Genomic DNA, 15,927 nt, shown 5'->3' with positions numbered 1-15,927 from the left:
TGTATACACTGCCGTGCACAATTTTTAAGGAGACCCCCATGGGTTTGAGCACGCACGTCCTGGACACCATGCACGGCACGCCGGCCGCCGGAATGCAGGTCAGCCTGTACGAGATGCACGGCGACCAAGCGCGGCTGGTCAAGCGCTTTCGCCTGAACGACGACGGCCGCAACCCCGACGGCCCGCTGTACGACAACGCCAGCCTGCGCGTGGGCACCTACCGCCTGAGCTTCGACGTCGCCGAATACTTTCGCGCGCGCGGCGTGGCCCTGCCGCAGCCGCCTTTCCTGGACGTGGTGCCGCTGGACTTCGGCATCGCCCACACCGACCAGCACTACCACGTGCCGCTGCTGGTCAGCCCCTGGAGCTTTTCGACCTATCGCGGGTCTTGAGGACTCACCCGCGCCGCGCCGCCGCCAGCCGCGGCCACAGCAGGTTCAGCGCCAGCCCGGCCATCACCAGGCCGGTGGCCAGCAGCTTCCAGGGCGGCAGCGATTCGCCCATCAGCAGGGCCGAGGCGCCGATGCCGAACACCGGCACCAGGATGGAGAACGGCGCCACCGTGGCCGCCGGGTAGCGCGCCAGCAGCCAGGCCCACACGCCGTAGCCGAAGATGGTGTTGCCCAGCGACTGCCATACCACCGCTGCCCAGGTGGCGGCGTCGGCCTGCGCCAGCCCGCTGGCGATGCGCGGCCAGCCTTCCAGCCACAGGCTGAGCAGCAAGAGCGGCGGCACGGCGAACAGGCTGGACCAGGCCACGTAGGCCAGCACGTCGACCGGGCCGGCGGCGCGGCTGGCGACGTTGCCCAGCGCCCAGAAGAAGGCCGCGCCCAGCGTCAGCAGCAGGCCGGCCAGCGTGGTGTGGCCGTCGGTGTGGCTGGCGATGATGACGATGCCGGTGAGGGCGATCAGCGCCGCCACCCACTGGTAGGGGCGCAGCCGCTCCTTGTCGATCATCACCGCCAGCGCCACGGTGAAGAACACCTGCGCCTGCACCACCAGCGAGGCCAGGCCCGGCGTGATGTCGCGCTGCATGCCGTAGAACAGCAGCGCGAACTGCCCGACGCCGATGGCCAGGCCGTACAGCGCCAGGTTGCCCCAGGACGCCGCCGGCCGGCGCACCAGCAGCACCAGCGGAAAGGCCGCCAGCGCAAAGCGCAGCGCGGCCAGCAGCAGCGGCGGCAGGTGAGCCAGCGCGAACTTGATGATGACGAAGTTGGTGCCCCACACGGCCACCACCGCCAGGATCAGCAGCAGGTGGCGCCAGGTGAGCGGGGTGGTGCGACGGGTCATGATGCCTTGTCTGGGGCAGCCGAGGGTTGAAAGCGGCGCGCGCGCAGCCGCCGCGCCAGCGAGCGCGCCACGGGCAGCGGCTCGTCGTGCAGGGTGGCGGCCAGCAGCTCGCCGGCCAGCACCGCCAGCGTCAGCCCGCGCGCGCCCAGGCCGGTGCACAGGTGGATCGGCAGGGGCTGCTTTGCTATCGAATCGATGGCTGCTCGCGCTTGATGGGCGGGCGCTGCAGCCCGATTCGACTCGAAATCGTCGCTGGGGCGCCAACGCCATGCACCCACCGCGGGCAGCCGGTCGGGCAGGGTGGCGCGCACGCCGGCCCAGGCCTGGGCGCGGCCGTCGGCCCACTGCGCGGCCAGCGCGGCGCCGGCGCGCGGCAGCAGCTCGCGCAGGCGCTGCAGGTTGGCGGCGTGGTCTTCGGCTTGCAGCCCGGGCGTGGCCTGGGCGCGCTCGAAGGTGGAGCCGGTGACCCAGCGCGGCTCGGCCTCGCCCGGCAGGTGGGCGATCAGGCTGCCGTGGCCGTTGACCGGAAAGGGCGGCAGCGCCGCGTCGGCCGCGCCGCCGGGCATGGGGCCGCAGGCCACCTGGCCGCGCAGCGCGTGCAGGGGCAACGAGTCGTCCAGCAAGGCCAGCGAGTCGAAGCCGGCGGCAATCACCACCAGCTCGGCCTCGGCCAGCGTGTCGCCGCGCGCATCGCGCAGGCGCCAGCCGTCGTCGGCGCGGTCGATGCGGGCGACGGTGCACTGGCCGCGCCACGCGATGCCCGGCGCGCCCAGCATGGCGCGCACCAGCGCGGCGGGTTGGGCCCAGCCGGCGCGCGCGTGCCACAACGCCGGGTGCGCCTCGTCCAGCCGCAGCTGGGCGGCCTGCGCCTGGGCGCGGGTCAGCGGGTGCTCGCCGGCCAGGCTCTCGGCCTGCGCGGCCAGGGGCAGCTCGTCGGCCGACCAGACGGCGGGCCGGCGGCGCTTGCCGGGCTCGTGGCGCTCCAGCACGCCGCTGGCGGCAAAGTCGCGGCCGGCGCGCAGCAGGCCGGCGGCGCGCGTCAGCGTGGCGCGCACGCCGGCGCGCGTCAGCTGCGACAGCGGCCGGTCGTCGGGCGACACGTGCGGCGCCACCACGCCGGCGGGCAGGGCGCTGGCGCCGGCGGCGGGCTCGGGCGCGGCGTCGAGCACGCTCACGCGCCAGCCGCGCTGCGCCAGGCTGAAGGCCACCGCCGCGCCGGCCAGGCCGCCGCCGACGATGGCGCAGCGGGCCGGTGCCTGGTGCCAGCGCGGCTCCTGGTCGGCGCGCACGCGCGGCGTCCAGCGCGGGGCGTAGTGCGCGTGCAGGGCCTGGCGCTTGGGCGGCAGGCCGGGCACGCGCTCGAGCTCGAAGCCGTGCTCGACCAGGCGCTGGCGCACCGCGCCGGCCACGCACCAGGTGGCGGCGCGCGCGCCCGGCCGTAGCAGGCGGGCGGCGGCGGCGAAGGTGGCATCGCTCCACATGTCCGGGTTGCGCTCGGGGCTGAAGCCGTCCAGAAACAGGCTGTCGTGCGCGCCGCTCAGCTCGGCCAGCATGGGCTGCACGTCGCCCACGGCCAAATTCAGCTGCACGCGCTCGCCGTCCAGGCGGATGCGGTGCACGCCGGGCAGCAGGCCGTGCCAGGCGGCGGCCAGCTCGGCGGCCAGCGGCGCCAGCTCGGCAAAGGGCGCGGCGCTGCGCGTGAGGTCGTCGGCCTCGCACACCCAAGCTTCGACGGCGGAGTAATGCAGGCGCGCGGGCCGCTGCGGGTCGCTGCGCCAGGCCTGCCAGGTGGCCAGAAAGTTCAGGCCCAGGCCAAAACCCGTCTCCAGCACCGCCCAGCGCGGCGCGCCGGCCCAGGCGGCGGGCTCATCGGCGTCGGGCAGCAGGCCGCAGCCGTGCAAAAACACGTGCCGCGCCTGCGCCAGGCCGCCGTCGCCCGCGCGGTCGTGGCTGCGGTAGATGTCGCCAAAGCGCGCGCTGGCGGGCGTGCCGTCGTCGCGCCACAGGACGGGGGAGGGCGGCATCCGATACGCTATTTAATCAGTAGCTGCTCGCGCAGATTCAGCGGGCGCTGCAGGCCGATTTGGCTTGAAATTCGCCCGGCCACCGCGCGCCGGCGGCCGTCAGGCCTTGGGCGGCACGTAGCCCGCGGCCTGCTCGGCGCCGTCGCCGAAGAAGTGCGCCTCCATCTGCTGGCGCAGATAGGCGCGCGCGTTGGCGTCGGCCAGGTTCAGGCGGTTTTCGTTGACCAGGGTGGTCTGGTGGCGCAGCCAGTCGGCCCAGGCCTGCTTGCTGACGTTGGCCCAGATGCGCTGGCCCAGCGCGCCGGGGTAGGGCGCGAAGTCCAGGCCCTCGGCCTCGGTGCCGAGCTTGATGCAGTGGACCATGCGTGCCATATCCCGATTTCCTTGCCGTGTGCTGATGCGAATGAAGCCTTGGATTATCGGCGGTCTGCGCCCGCGGCGTGGGCGTGCGGCATGGCGTGGCCCGATTTGGCCGATACTGCGGCCAGCCCGACTCACACCACCCAGCCCCATGACCTCGACCGCCGCCTTCGCCCCGCTCGACCCCGACCTGCACAGCCGAGCCCTGGCGCTGCTGGATGACGAATGGCTGGCGCACGACGTCGACTTGGCCCCCGTGCTGCCCATCGTGCTGGCGCGCGGCGTGGGGCAGGACTGGCACAAGGCGGGCACCTTTCGCCACCACCTGGTGGGCGTGGCGCGCACGCTGGCGCTGTGGCGCCAGCCGCGCGACGTGCGCCTGCTGGGCCTGCTGCACAGCGTGTACGGCAACGCCTTTGTCGACCTGGTCAAGTTCGACCCCACGCGCGAGCGTGCGCGCCTGCGCGAGGCCGTGGGCGAGCGCGCCGAGCAACTGGTGTACCTGTTTTGCACCGCCTCGCGCGCGCAGTTCGTGCGCCAGCTGCTGGCCGGCCGCATCCAGCCCGACGGCAGCGTGCAGGTGGATGAGCAACGCCTGCCGGCCGACGTGGTGGCCGCCTTCATCGTGGTCAGCATGGCCGACACCTGCGAGCAGTGGTTTGCCTGGCAGGAGGACATCTACAGCGGCTTTCCCGACGTGCCCCAAGTGCCGCAGGCCGCGCACTGGATGGCCGCGCTGTGGCCCGGCCCGATGCGCCCGCCCAGCCGGATCTATGCGCACATCAGCCAGCTGGGCGCCGCGCTGCAGCACCCGGCGCTGAAGGGCCTGCTGCCCATGCCGCCGGTGTTCGACCACTGCACGCGCACCCTGGCCGCGGGCGACGAGGCGGCCGCGTCGTCGCTGTACTGGTCGGTCATCGCGCAAGACCAGCCGCTGGTGCAGATGGACGGCGCCGTCGCCGCGCTGGAGCACGCCGCACGCCTGAACCCCTGGGTGGGCGAGCCGCAGATGGTGCTGGCGCAGCTGTACCTGATCGCCGGCCGGAGCAAAGACGCCGAAGTCGCCGCCACCGGCGCCCTGCAGTGCTACAGCGCCTGGGGCAACGCCTGGGACAAGCGCGTGCAGTGGGACGCCTGGATGGCCTGGGCGCGCATCCTGCGCCAGGGCGCGCAGACCGGCGCCTGGCCCGAGCGGCTGGACAAGCTGAACAACGTGGCGCTGCGGCCCGAGCGCCCATAAGCTCATGCGCAATCTGTCTGAGCCCGCGCCGCGATCGGCCCGCCGGCGGGACTAGACTGCGCCCAGTGCGCCCGTCGCCGACGTTTCAAGCCATTTTGGCCTGTAGCCGGCACCAATCAAGCGCGAGCAGCTATTGATTTGATAGTTTCACACCCTTCAAGGAGCATTCGATGAGCGATTCGTGGAAGTTCGAGACCCAGTCCGTGCACGCCGGCTACACGCCCGACCCCACCACCAAGTCGGTGGCGGTGCCCATCTATCAAACGGTGTCCTACGCCTTCGACGACACGCAGCACGGCGCCGACCTGTTCGACCTGAAGGTGTCGGGCAACATCTACACCCGCATCATGAACCCGACCAGCGCCGTGCTGGAGCAGCGGCTGGCGGCGCTGGAGGGCGGCATCGGCGCGCTGGCCGTGGCCTCGGGCATGACGGCGATTCACTACGCCATCCAGACCATCGCCAGCGCGGGCGACAACATCGTCTCCACCTCCACGCTGTACGGCGGCACCTACAACCTGTTTGCCCACACCTTGCCGCAAATGGGCGTGGAAGTGCGCTTTGCCGACTACCGCGACCCGGCCGCGTTCGGCAAGCTGATCGACGCGCGCACCAAGGCCGTGTTTTGCGAATCCATCGGCAATCCGCTGGGCAACGCCACCGACCTGGCCGCGCTGGCCCAGGTGGCGCACGCGCACGGCGTGCCGCTGATCGTCGACAACACGGTGCCCAGCCCCTATCTGTGCCGCCCCATCGAGCACGGCGCCGACATCGTGGTGCATGCCGCCACCAAGTACATCGGCGGCCACGGCAACAGTATGGGCGGCGTCATCGTCGATTCGGGCAAGTTCCCGTGGGCCGAGCACAAGGCGCGCTTTCCGCGCCTGAACGAGCCCGACGTCAGCTATCACGGCGTGGTCTACACCGAGGCCCTGGGCGCGGCGGCCTACATCGGCCGCGCGCGCGTGGTGCCGCTGCGCAACCTGGGCGGCGCCCTCAGCCCGATGAACGCCTTCTTGCTGCTGCAGGGCATCCAGACCCTGCCGCTGCGCATGGACCGCACCTGCGACAACGCGCTGGCCATTGCCCAGTACCTGCAAAAGCACCCCAAGGTGGCGTCCGTCAACTACGCCGGCCTGCCCGATCACCCCGACCACGCCATCGTCCAGCGCCTGATGGGCGGGCGCGCCTCGGGCATCGTCAGCTTCACCCTGAAGGCCGCCGACGGCCGCGCCGCCGGCGCACGCTTTCAGGACGCGCTGGGCCTGTTCTTGAAGCGCGCTGCGAAATTTGGCGGCCATTTTCTGCAATATTGAGCTGGGCAGCGCCTTTCATAGGCGGCAACAAAATTACAGTGTAGGAAACTTTACTGTAACGCCTGAAGTCGCTTGACCGCGATATCGAAGTGATCGGGGTCGATCTCGCAGCCGATGAACGGCAGGCCGAACGTCATGGCGGCCACGCCGGTGGTTCCGCTGCCCATGTAGGGGGCGAGCACGGGAAGGCCGGCCAGCGGACGCACCTTGTCGATGCACCAGCGCATCAGCTCGACGGGTTTTTGGCTGACGTGATGGCGCCGGAAGTGCCCGCCCATCGAGTCTTCGCCGGTCTTCCTTGTGACAGCGCCTTTCCACAGGTGCCGGAACACCTCGCGTTTGGCATCAACGCCGCACCAAGCCCATTCGCAGTCCGCAAAGCTGTCGTTCGGCCCACGGCCAACGTGCTTGTCCCACGCCAGCATGGTGCCTCCCGATGGCAGGTGCTGCATGAAGTTGTCAGCGCCCCACAGGAGGATTCTGGCTCGACCGTATCCGCTGTACTTTTTCTCGTCCGAGCGCGGCGCCGATTCGATCCATATCGTCGGGTCAAAAGGTGCGTCGTCACCGACGATGCGGTCCACCTTTGAGGGGAGATGACGGCCGCCAATCGTTCGCCCCACGCCCGTCTTGTTGCGGGCGCCTCCGTGCTGATACCCAATCCCATACGGTGGGTCCGAGACAATCGCCCCGATCTTGCCGAACACGCCGGCGCGCAGCAGCTCCAGGCTGTCGGCGCAGTACAGGGTGGCGTTGCCAATGACGGCCTTGCGGCGCCAAGGCGCCTCGGGGGTGGGGGTTTGCTCGACGATGTTCATTCTTCAAACCTCCCCGCTGTCCACCGGCAAATCCGGCGCCGGCCCCACGATGGCGCCGTCGCGCACGTACACGTGCTGGCCCACGGTGGCCTCGCCCAGGGCGCGCAGGATGCCGCCGCCGGGCAGTGTGATGGTGGCCACGCCGCTGGCGTAGGCGGTGACTTCGCCGGCCTGCAGGGGGCCGGCGGCGAACAGCTCGCGCCATTGGGCGAAGGCGTTGTCACTCATGGGCTTGCACCGTCAGGGTCTGGTCGATGCGGGGGCCGGCCTGTCGCAGCTCGGTGGCGCGCACGATGCCGGTGCGGGTGACGGCGCCGTCGTCGGTGTAGCGCAGCAGGGTGCCGGGCTTGATGACGCCGGTGGCGGGCAGCACCATCAGCTGCAGGCGCTGCTCGATCTGGCGGCCGGTGTCGCTCAGCTCGGCGATGGCGCGCTGGGCGGCGGCGTCGGCGTGCACCAGCAGCGGGTGCACGGCCTGGGGCGCGGGGTTGGTGCCGGGCGTGCCGGCGCGCTTGCGGTGGTACAGCTTGTCGCCCGGTTCGCCCTGCAGGTAGATGGCGTCGTAATCGGGCTTGTGCAGCCAGGTGACCTCCTCCACCGTCGCAATGCCGGCGGGCAGGGTGATGTCGGGCGTGGCGCTGGCCAGCTCCCATGCGCGCACGGGGTAGCGCGGCAGGATGCGCAGGGTCTGCGCCGTGTCGTGCGGCTGCACGTAGGCGCCCACGGCGGCGGCAATGTCGTTGATGGCGCTGATCCAGCTGCCCTGGTGCGACCAGGTGCCGGCCGGCACCGGCCAGTCGGTCAGCTGCCAGTCCAGCGTCCAGCCCATGCTGACCCCGTTCACCGTCAACACGTCCAGCATCAGCTGCTGGGCGGTGCGGGCGGCGGGCTGGCTGAAGGTCTGCTGAGACGCATATGGCGCGTCCAGCAGCGCCGCGCGGCCGGTGCCGCTGACCTCCAGCACCGCGCGCGGAAACTGCACCGAGCGCCGACGCGACTCGGCCAGCATGCGAAAGGGCTGGCCGTTGACGGTGACCTCCAGCTCCACCGGCAGGCCGTCAGGCCCCGGCGTCAGCAGCGGCAGCGCGGCGGCGTGCAGGCTCAGCTGAAAGCCCCAGGTCCACGAGCGGTGGTCCAGCCGCATGCTGAAGCCGCTGTCCAGCGCCGGCAGCAGGGTGCCGTCGGCGGCCAGGCGCACCTCGATCGAGTTCAGCACGATGTAGCTCCGGCGGCGGGCGACGACGATGCTGCCGCCCGGCTGCGGCCCCGGCCCGCCACCGGCCCGCTCGCACACAAAGCGCAAATGCAGCGGCAGCCCCGGCGCGGCCAGCTCGACAAAGCGCAGGTGCAGCGGCTGCGCCGGGTCGTAGCACGGCGGCTGGCCGGGCGGCAGGACGATGGTGATGGCGTCGCCGGGGCGGCGGGCGTCCTGGTAGTGGGCGATGCCCAGCAGCGCGCGCAGGGCGGCGCGCTGGGCAAAGCGGTGGCGCAGGGGTGCGGCGCCGGCGCGGGCGCTTTGCCAATGGTCGGCCGCGAGGCTGGCGCGGCTGTAGGTTTGCTGCCAGTGCACGCCGGCCGGCCGCCCGTGGCCGATGGCGTGCTGCCAGCGGGCGGCGGCGGGGGCGGCGTGGCGGCGTGCCTGCTGGTAGCGGGCGGCGTCCAGCAGGGCGCGGGCCAGGGCGCGCTGCCAGTGGTGGGCGTTGGTGCTGGCGCGGCGGGCGGACTGGCGCCAGGCGCTGCTGTGGCCGCTGGCGCCGGCCCGGGCGTGCTGCCAGTGGGCGCCATGGCCGGCCTGGCGGGCGCGGGCGATGTGCCAGCCCATGGCGCGCGGCGCGGCGGCGGGGGTGGCGCTTTGGCAGATGCCGGCACTGCGCACGCGCTCGGGCCGGTCCACATTGCTGGCCCAGGCCGCGCCCACGTGGCCCTGCAGGCCGCGCGTGATGCGACCGTGCGCGCCGGCCTGCGCGACGGTGGCGGCGCCGGCATGGCCGTCCAGGCCGTGGGTGATGCGGCCATGCAGGGCGACGTCGATGGCCGACGGGGCGATGCCGCCGCCCTCGTCGCCAAAGCGCAGGCGCAGCGGCTGGGCGCTGTCGGCGGGCTGGCTGTAGCGCAGGTGCAGGTCGGCCACATTCGCGTCAGGTCAAAAAGGTTTCAGTCAGCGCCACCAGGCCGCCGGCGTACAGCTGCGGGCTGTCGTCGCCCGCCGGGGTGCTGCCGCCGGCCACGCGGATGTCGCCGGCGTGGGCGTCGTCGGTCACCAGTCCGCGCGCCAGCGGCACGCCGTCGCCGGCCACCAGCAGGCCCCAGCGCGGGATGCCGCTGGCCAGCACCATGGCGCTGGCGCCGCCGGCCATGGCCAGCTTGAGCACGCCGGCGGTGATGGCGCCCGGCGGGCTGGCCAGCGCGATCTCGGCCTGGTGGCCGCCCGGGTCGGTCACGGCGCCGGTGGGCGGCGTGCTGGTGTACAGGCGCAGCACGGCCGGGCCGGGCGCCGCGCCCAGGCGCGTCAGCGTGGCCTGCAGCTGCGCCAGCGCCAGCGCGTCCGACACGGTCCAGCTCATGCCGGCACCTCGGGCAGCACGCGGTCGGCCGCCACGGGGCGAAAGCTGCCCGTGCTGTCTTGCGCGAGCGCAATGAATTCGGTGCGCTCGTCCAGGCCGGTGAACTCGAAGGCGCCGGTGACCGGATCGCTCCAGGTCTCACGCACCGGCAGCTTGCTGCGCTGGCACAGCAGCACCACGCGGGCCTTGGTGGGGGTGTTGGGCGTGCCTTTGGTTTGGGTGGTGCCGTAGATGGTGCCGGGGCCGCCGACTTCGACATCGCGGGCGAGTTGCAATGGTGCTGTGCGGCGGGTGCTGAACGCGGGCACGGGGGCGCTGGCTGCAATCTGCGCTGCGCTGGCTGCGGTGTGCTGGGTGGAGGGCAAGAAAAGGGTGCCGCCTATGCCGCCTGTGCTGCTGGGGAACGGCTCTGTTGGCGGCGCGAAACTGGCGGTGTAGCGCGCCACGCCCTTGGTCAAGCGAAATTCGTCGATGTGTCCGGAAAACCCGTACTTCCCATCGCTGTAAGCACCAATAGACATCGGGAAGGCATTTGCCGGCAGGACGCCCGAATACGCAGCCGAAGCCGCATTGATCCCGTTTATATAAAGACTCAGGGTATTGCCAAAACGTACAAATGCCAGGCTCGTCCACACCGACACTGCCAGAGCGCCAGCAGCTGATGACATGGCGTATAGCTGCACCCCGGCGAGGTCATACGACCAGGCCGCAACGGCCCCCGTCGCTGTTGTGTAGATCTGAAATGGATACCCGCCCGCCGTCCCCGCCGCCTTATTCACAAGAATCGCCGTCCCAGAAAAAGACGCCGGGCGAACCCACAGCTCGACAGTGAAGTCTCCAGTCGATACATCGAGGTCGGCAGAATCCCCGACCAAAACGACACCGCCCCCCACCCCGGCGCCTACTCCGGTCACCGCCAGCGATGCCCCGCCGAATTGGCTCTGCGTGGTAGAGAGGGCGGCCCCGCCCGCTGCAGTGATCGCCTTTGGTCTTGGGCTGTTATCGTTAAATGTGGTGCTGCCGCCCACACCATCGAAATGCAACAGCGCGGCTACCTTGGCGTAATCCGTATCCCCCACCTCAGGCGCGATGGTGTACGCACCTACCCCCGGCCACGCATAGCGGGAAAATTCGGACAACAACTGCCACTGCGCACCATCGGCGCTGTACTGCAGGGTGCACCCCGCCATGAACACATCCTGCGCGGCGGCGCCAAGGCGCAAACCAATGCTATCAGCGGTGTTCCCTGCGCCAAAGTCCCAGGAGATGGCGAAGCCACCCGCGCGCACGGCAGCAGCAGCGAAGCGGCAGGTGGTGCCAAGGTTGTCATCTTGCAGCGCCGCCAGCGTGCCCGCCGTGGGTGCGATGGTACTGGTGAGTGTGGCAGCAGCGTCCAACCGCCCGGAGGCGCCGTACAGGTGCAACTCGCCCAATTCCAGGTCGCCCCCCGCGTAGGTTTCGACGCCTACGATGCGCCAATATCGTGCCGCAGCCATCTCAGCGTGCCCACGGGCCGGTTACGTCAATGAACACGGTGCCCACCGTACCGCCTGCTGGCGGCCCCGTGCGGACAGCCAGCAGGCGCCGCCCCGTGAGATCGTCAGTCCCGTCAACGATGGTACCCGTGGCGAATGACGCGCTACAGTCTTGCACAGGGTGCAGCAACCCAGGCAACGTGCCCCGGATGCCCGTTGCGAAAAGCTCCAGCGCGCCGGTCATCAAGCCGTTGTTCGGGCCATTGGGGTAGGTGCCCAGCGAATACCCGGCAGTGCCTGCATACGAATCTGCGGTGCCTCCATTGTGGTGTGCACCGATGCGCTGCGCGGCAGTCGATTGACCGATGGCCGTGTGCGAGCGCACCAGATAAGCGCCATTGCGCGCACTGCGGTGCGAGTAGCCCACGCAGCCGTCGGGCACTGTGCCCACGTTGGTCTGGTCGGACTGGTTGCCCGTGAGCAGGTAGCCATATGCGTCACCACTTTTCATGCTGGCAATGTCGCCAGCGAACAAAAGCGTATAGCGGTCGCTGCCCGCAGGGGCCACGGCCAGGTAAAAGCCGCGTTCGTCTGCCACCAGATACCAGGTGCGGGTGGTGGCGTTGGCCACGTTGCTCTTGGACCACCATAGCCCACCCGACAACTGGCTATCCAGCGGCGTGGGGCCGACTCCAGTGGATACATCGGTCATTGCCTCGTAGGCGCGCACGCGGGCGTTGGTGGTGCCGGTGTCGTCAATGCGCAGCACGCAGCCGGTGGCTTCGGGCACACTGGGTTTGAATGCCTTGAGGTTGGTGCCGGTGAAAGCCTCGACCCAGCCGGCTGGCGCCACCTTGGCGGTGATGGTGCCGCTGGCAGCGCCGTCGGCAATGCCGGTGGCGGCGAACGTGGCGGTGGTGCTGGTGGTGGACAGCACGAGCTTGTTGCCGTTGAGAGCCGCGGGCGTGGCGCCAGACAGGGCCATGGTCACGTCGCGTTTGTAGGGGTGCGCGGCGGCGAAGGTGACGGTGGCGATGCCGCTGGCCACCACCACGGATGTGACGCCGCTGCTGCCAAAGCCATCGACCAGGCATGTCTTCAGCAGGCTGTTCAGCGCGCCGGCGGTGCCTGAGAGCACGGGCGCGCCGGTCATTGTGGAGTCGTAGAAAAAGGCCATGGGTGTGTCTCGGTCAGGGCCCGGGCGGGCGGTCTTCGAAGTAGCGGCAGTGCAGCTCGAACGAATAGTCCAGCGCCACCGGCGCCTCGCTGGGCTGCACGCTGCGGCCGATGGCAAAGCTGGCCATGGCGCCCACGGTGTGCACGAACACCGTGTTGCCGGCCGTCCAGGCGCTGGCGCCCCAGCCGGCGGCGGGCATGGTGAAATAGGGCGCGCCGGTGCGCGGGTTGATGGGGGCGAAGTCGGTGTTTTTGCTGCCGGCGGCCACATAGCCCAGGTGCTCGCCCAGGCAGTCGAAGTCGCTGCCGTTTGACTTGAACTGCAGCGCAAAGCGCTCGGTCACGGCGCCCTGGTTGGTGACGGCGATGGGGTAGTCGGTGTCGTTGTAGCGGAAGGCCGCGCTGGCGCCGCTGCGGCTGTCCAGCCAGGTGGTCTTGTCCCAGGTCTGCTGGTCGAACACGCGCTGCACGCGGGCGGCCTTGTCGCCGGCCATCAGCAGGCTGGCGACGTTGGCGCCGGAGGGGAAGGCGTGGCCGAGTTGCTTGTTGAGGCGGATGGTGCCGTCGATGCGCACCTCGCGCGCGCGTGCCATCACGCCCAGCCAGTGGGTGACGGTGACGGGCTGCGACCAGCCGCTGACGTCCGCCACGGCAATGGTGCCGGCGTCCAGGTCGGCCGTGTAGCCGGCGGTGATGGGCGCGCCATCGGCGCCGGTCAGGGCAATGGCCGACAGGCGGGTGCGGCCGCAGTCGATCACGTCGCTGGCGGCGTAGGTGGCGGCGGCCAGCTGCTGCGCGTCGTCGATGCTGATGTAGTCGCCGACGCGGAACTTGGGCACTCGCCCGTCGGGCGGCAGCGTGGTGGCCGGCATGCGGATGATTTCCTCGTCCAGCGGCAGGTAGGCGTAGCTGACGTAGTTCATGCGCAGGCTGGCCGGGTCCACCGGCCAGGGGCGCCAAATCTTGCCGGCCTCGACCGCGCCGACGTCGGCGGCGGCGTACCACCACTCCAGCTTGTCGGCCGGCGTGAGCGCGCTGTCGAGCACGTAGTCGCCGAACTGCAGCTGCAGGTCGCCGAACTCGAAGTCGAGCTTGCCCAGGCAGTGCGTTCCGGTGACATTGCCATCCACGTCCACCACGGCGGTGAGGGCGGCGCCGGCCACGTCCACCAGCAGCATGCTGAAGCCCCCCGGCCCGGGCTGGATGGGGCTGGCCTGCGTCTGCGCAAAGATGCTGGCGGTGCGCCAGTCGCCCTTGCGCGTCCACAGGCTTTGCAGCGTGAAGTCGGCCGGGCCGCTGCCGCCCACCACATAGTCGGTCATGCGCGCCAGACCGGCCTGCAGGTCGATGCTGCCGCTGGCAATGCCGGGGCTGGCGCCGGCGCGGTCGCGGTACAGCACGCCATCGACGTCCTGGTAGACCTTGCCCATCCAGGTGAACTGCACGCTGCCGGGCACGATGCGGTCGGCGGTGTAGGGGCACAGGTCGATCACCACCTCGGGCGGGGTGAAGGTCATGCTGGCGGCCACGGGGGTGACGGCGCCTACCTTGTAGCGCACCACCACGCTGGAGGCGGCCAGCTGCTGCTCGCCCACCGCGGTGGTGGCGTAGCTGCCGCCCTTGACGGCGCTGGCGCTGCCGCTGCTGCTGCTGGTGTTGCTGGTGGTTGCGCTCTTGAACTCGCTGGCGCTTTCGTAATCGGCCTTGTAGCTCTCGGTGCTGCGGGTGAAGTCCACCACCCGCAGGCTGATGCTCTTGCTGGTGTAGGCCACGGTGCCCAGGGCGGCGGCCAGGTTGCCGGCGCCGTCGTCGGTGACGGAGTGCAGCACGATCACGCGGGTGGCGCCGTCGCGCCCGGTGGCGGTGCTGTAGCTGGCGCTGCCGCTGGTGCTGGTTTCGGTCTTGACGTCGATGTACTGGGTGCCGCCGTTGTTGAAGCCGGCACCAAAGTCAACCCCGCCGCCGCCGGGCGTGGTGCTGATGCCGATGGCGGTGAGCTGGCCCGTCCAGGCGGTTTGCGGCACGTATTGCACGGCGCGCACGCTGCTGGCGCCGCCGCCGGTGTGGGTCTTGGTGCTGCTGGTGGTGCCGCCGCTGGTGGTGCTGACCTCTTGCGCGGTGGCCCATTGCACCGATACGGTGCCGGCGGCGGGCTGCTGTGCCAGGGCCAGGGTGATGAAGCCCCCGGCATCGGGGCTGCCGGGCGTGAGAATCTCGGTCTGCAGCGTGCTGAGCTGGTATTCGCACGCGATCTGCCCACCGGCGTCGATCATGTAGGCGGGGCGAAACTGCACCGTCTTGCTGGGGTTGTCGACACGCCCCGCCCCGTCGCCGCTGATGATGCCACCGGCCGATACGCTGCAGTTTTTGACAACGCCGCCGCTGGTGTATTGCAGCGTGAGGGTGCCGGGCTCGAGCATGCCATCGCCTTCGAGCACCCAGGTGTATTCGGGCGGGCGCACGCTGGCGCCTTGGCTGCTGCGGTTGGTGTAGGCGGCGCGCTCGCCCCAGTGGATGGTGATGGTGCTGCCGATGTCGGGCAGGTCCTTGAGCACGATGTCGCCCAGGCCGCTGGCGTAGGCGATGGTGCCGGTCTCGCCGATGCCACCCACCAGGTGGCCGGCGCCATCGTCGACCAGGCTGTACTTCTGGCCCTGGGCGCGGTAGGTGACGACCACGGTGCCGGGCTCGGGCAGGGGCAGCAGCACGGGCAGCACGTAGCTGGTGCTGACGTTGCTGTTGCCCACCTTGATGCGGCGGCTGTGCGGCGTGACGCCCACCTCGACGCGGCGCGGCGCGGCGGCCAGCACCAGGGTGCGCTGCGAGCCGGGGGCCTCGCCCACGTTGGTGCGCGGGTCGCGGCTGCTGGGCACCACCTGGGCATAGATGCTGTCGACCTTGATGAAGTCGTCGGTGATGGCGGTGGCGGCGCTGCTGGCCGCCGCGCCATAAAAGCGCGCCGCGCCGGCGGCCATGGCGGCGCGAATTTTGGTCTTGGCGGCCTGGCGCGCAAAGGCGCGCGAGGGCGGCGAGCCGGGGAAGGCCTGCGCCAGGGGTTTGTCGAGCGTGAGAATGCAGCGCAGGCCCTTGAAGTCGACCGGCGGCACCACACTGGTGTCGGTGTAGGTCTGCTCGGACGAGGCGAGGTTGGTGACGCGCACGGCCTGCGTCACCTGGCCGCCCTGGCCTTCGTTGAGGATCAGAAACAGCGTGTCGCCGACGGCGGGCAGCGTGGTGCCGGGGCGCTGCAGCACGGTGATGTTCTGCTGATCCTTGATGTGGTCCTCCAGCAGGTAGCCGCCCCACTCGGATGCCGGGATGAAATAGCTGGCGATGGCCTGCGCGATCTGGGTGCGCACGGCAAAGGTGTCGCAGGCCACCATGTAGATGTCGACGGCGGCATCGGCCGGGCGGCGCGCGATCATGAGGTACATGTCGAGCGCCTTCTGCGTGTCGGCGGTCTGCACCTGGTAGTGCAGCTGGCGCAGGCTGGTGTCGCCGCCGGCGCGGTCCACCCCGGTCACGTCGGTGAAGATCAGGTTGCTGGCGCCCGAGGCGATGGCGATGCCGGTGGGCCCGCCGCCGCCCTCGGGCACGTCGTCCATCACCTTGCTGGCGAGCAGCTTGACGGCATTGAGTGGGATGGGCATGGGTCTCGGTC

Annotated in this window: 13 protein-coding genes; 3 read left to right on the top strand and 10 right to left on the bottom strand. The window is 70.6% G+C overall.

Features of this window, described 5'->3' with window-relative positions:
- Positions 1-38 precede the first annotated feature (38 nt).
- On the top strand, positions 39-392 hold the full coding sequence (gene uraH / locus ACWHMB_RS10345) for a hydroxyisourate hydrolase (RefSeq protein WP_377483111.1): 354 nt from the start codon (positions 39-41) through the stop codon (positions 390-392).
- A 4-nt stretch (positions 393-396) separates the two neighbouring features.
- Here the strand turns inward: uraH and ACWHMB_RS10340 are convergent, their stop codons facing one another.
- From ACWHMB_RS10340 to ACWHMB_RS10330, 3 genes are all read right to left on the bottom strand, one after another.
- On the bottom strand, positions 397-1,293 hold the full coding sequence (locus ACWHMB_RS10340) for an EamA family transporter (protein WP_377483113.1): 897 nt from the start codon (positions 1,291-1,293) through the stop codon (positions 397-399).
- A complete protein-coding gene (gene mnmC / locus ACWHMB_RS10335; RefSeq protein WP_377483115.1) occupies positions 1,290-3,317 on the bottom strand; it encodes an FAD-dependent 5-carboxymethylaminomethyl-2-thiouridine(34) oxidoreductase MnmC in 2,028 nt (675 codons plus the stop codon). Before mnmC ends, ACWHMB_RS10340 begins: the two co-directional genes overlap by 4 nt.
- A gap of 99 nt (positions 3,318-3,416) precedes the next feature.
- Complete coding sequence (locus tag ACWHMB_RS10330) at positions 3,417-3,689, bottom strand: oxidative damage protection protein (RefSeq protein ID WP_293222960.1); 273 nt, start codon at positions 3,687-3,689, stop codon at positions 3,417-3,419.
- A gap of 139 nt (positions 3,690-3,828) precedes the next feature.
- Between ACWHMB_RS10330 and ACWHMB_RS10325 the strand changes: the two genes are divergently transcribed.
- Positions 3,829-4,917 carry a DUF6817 domain-containing protein gene (locus tag ACWHMB_RS10325; RefSeq protein WP_377483117.1) on the top strand — a complete coding sequence of 363 codons (1,089 nt, stop codon included), beginning with the start codon at positions 3,829-3,831 and terminating at the stop codon, positions 4,915-4,917.
- A gap of 170 nt (positions 4,918-5,087) precedes the next feature.
- Positions 5,088-6,233, top strand: coding sequence for an O-acetylhomoserine aminocarboxypropyltransferase/cysteine synthase family protein (locus ACWHMB_RS10320; protein ID WP_377483119.1), 1,146 nt, complete (start codon positions 5,088-5,090; stop codon positions 6,231-6,233).
- Between the two features lie 50 nt (positions 6,234-6,283).
- Here the strand turns inward: ACWHMB_RS10320 and ACWHMB_RS10315 are convergent, their stop codons facing one another.
- Genes ACWHMB_RS10315 through ACWHMB_RS10285 form a run of 7 tightly spaced genes read right to left on the bottom strand, consistent with a single transcriptional unit; the run spans position 6,284 to position 15,916 of the window.
- On the bottom strand, positions 6,284-7,051 hold the full coding sequence (locus ACWHMB_RS10315; protein ID WP_377483121.1) for a DNA methyltransferase: 768 nt from the start codon (positions 7,049-7,051) through the stop codon (positions 6,284-6,286).
- Between the two features lie 3 nt (positions 7,052-7,054).
- Positions 7,055-7,279 (bottom strand): hypothetical protein, encoded by a 225-nt coding sequence (locus ACWHMB_RS10310; protein ID WP_377483123.1) that lies wholly within the window; start codon positions 7,277-7,279, stop codon positions 7,055-7,057.
- Complete coding sequence (locus tag ACWHMB_RS10305; RefSeq protein ID WP_377483124.1) at positions 7,272-9,182, bottom strand: hypothetical protein; 1,911 nt, start codon at positions 9,180-9,182, stop codon at positions 7,272-7,274. The genes ACWHMB_RS10310 and ACWHMB_RS10305 overlap by 8 nt, the downstream gene beginning before the upstream one ends.
- Before the next feature lie 7 nt (positions 9,183-9,189).
- Positions 9,190-9,615 carry a hypothetical protein gene (locus ACWHMB_RS10300; RefSeq protein ID WP_377483126.1) on the bottom strand — a complete coding sequence of 142 codons (426 nt, stop codon included), beginning with the start codon at positions 9,613-9,615 and terminating at the stop codon, positions 9,190-9,192.
- A complete protein-coding gene (locus ACWHMB_RS10295; RefSeq protein ID WP_377483128.1) occupies positions 9,612-11,111 on the bottom strand; it encodes a LamG domain-containing protein in 1,500 nt (499 codons plus the stop codon). The genes ACWHMB_RS10300 and ACWHMB_RS10295 overlap by 4 nt, the downstream gene beginning before the upstream one ends.
- 1 nt (position 11,112) lies before the next feature.
- A complete protein-coding gene (locus ACWHMB_RS10290) occupies positions 11,113-12,267 on the bottom strand; it encodes a hypothetical protein (RefSeq protein ID WP_377483131.1) in 1,155 nt (384 codons plus the stop codon).
- Positions 12,268-12,280: 13 nt separating this feature from the next.
- Positions 12,281-15,916, bottom strand: coding sequence for a hypothetical protein (locus ACWHMB_RS10285; protein WP_377483133.1), 3,636 nt, complete (start codon positions 15,914-15,916; stop codon positions 12,281-12,283).
- Positions 15,917-15,927 lie beyond the last annotated feature (11 nt).

It is taken from the genome of Ottowia pentelensis, assembly GCF_964341695.1.
The sequence above is the reverse complement of the archived record's forward strand: the minus strand, read 5'-3'. Positions and strand labels throughout refer to the sequence as shown.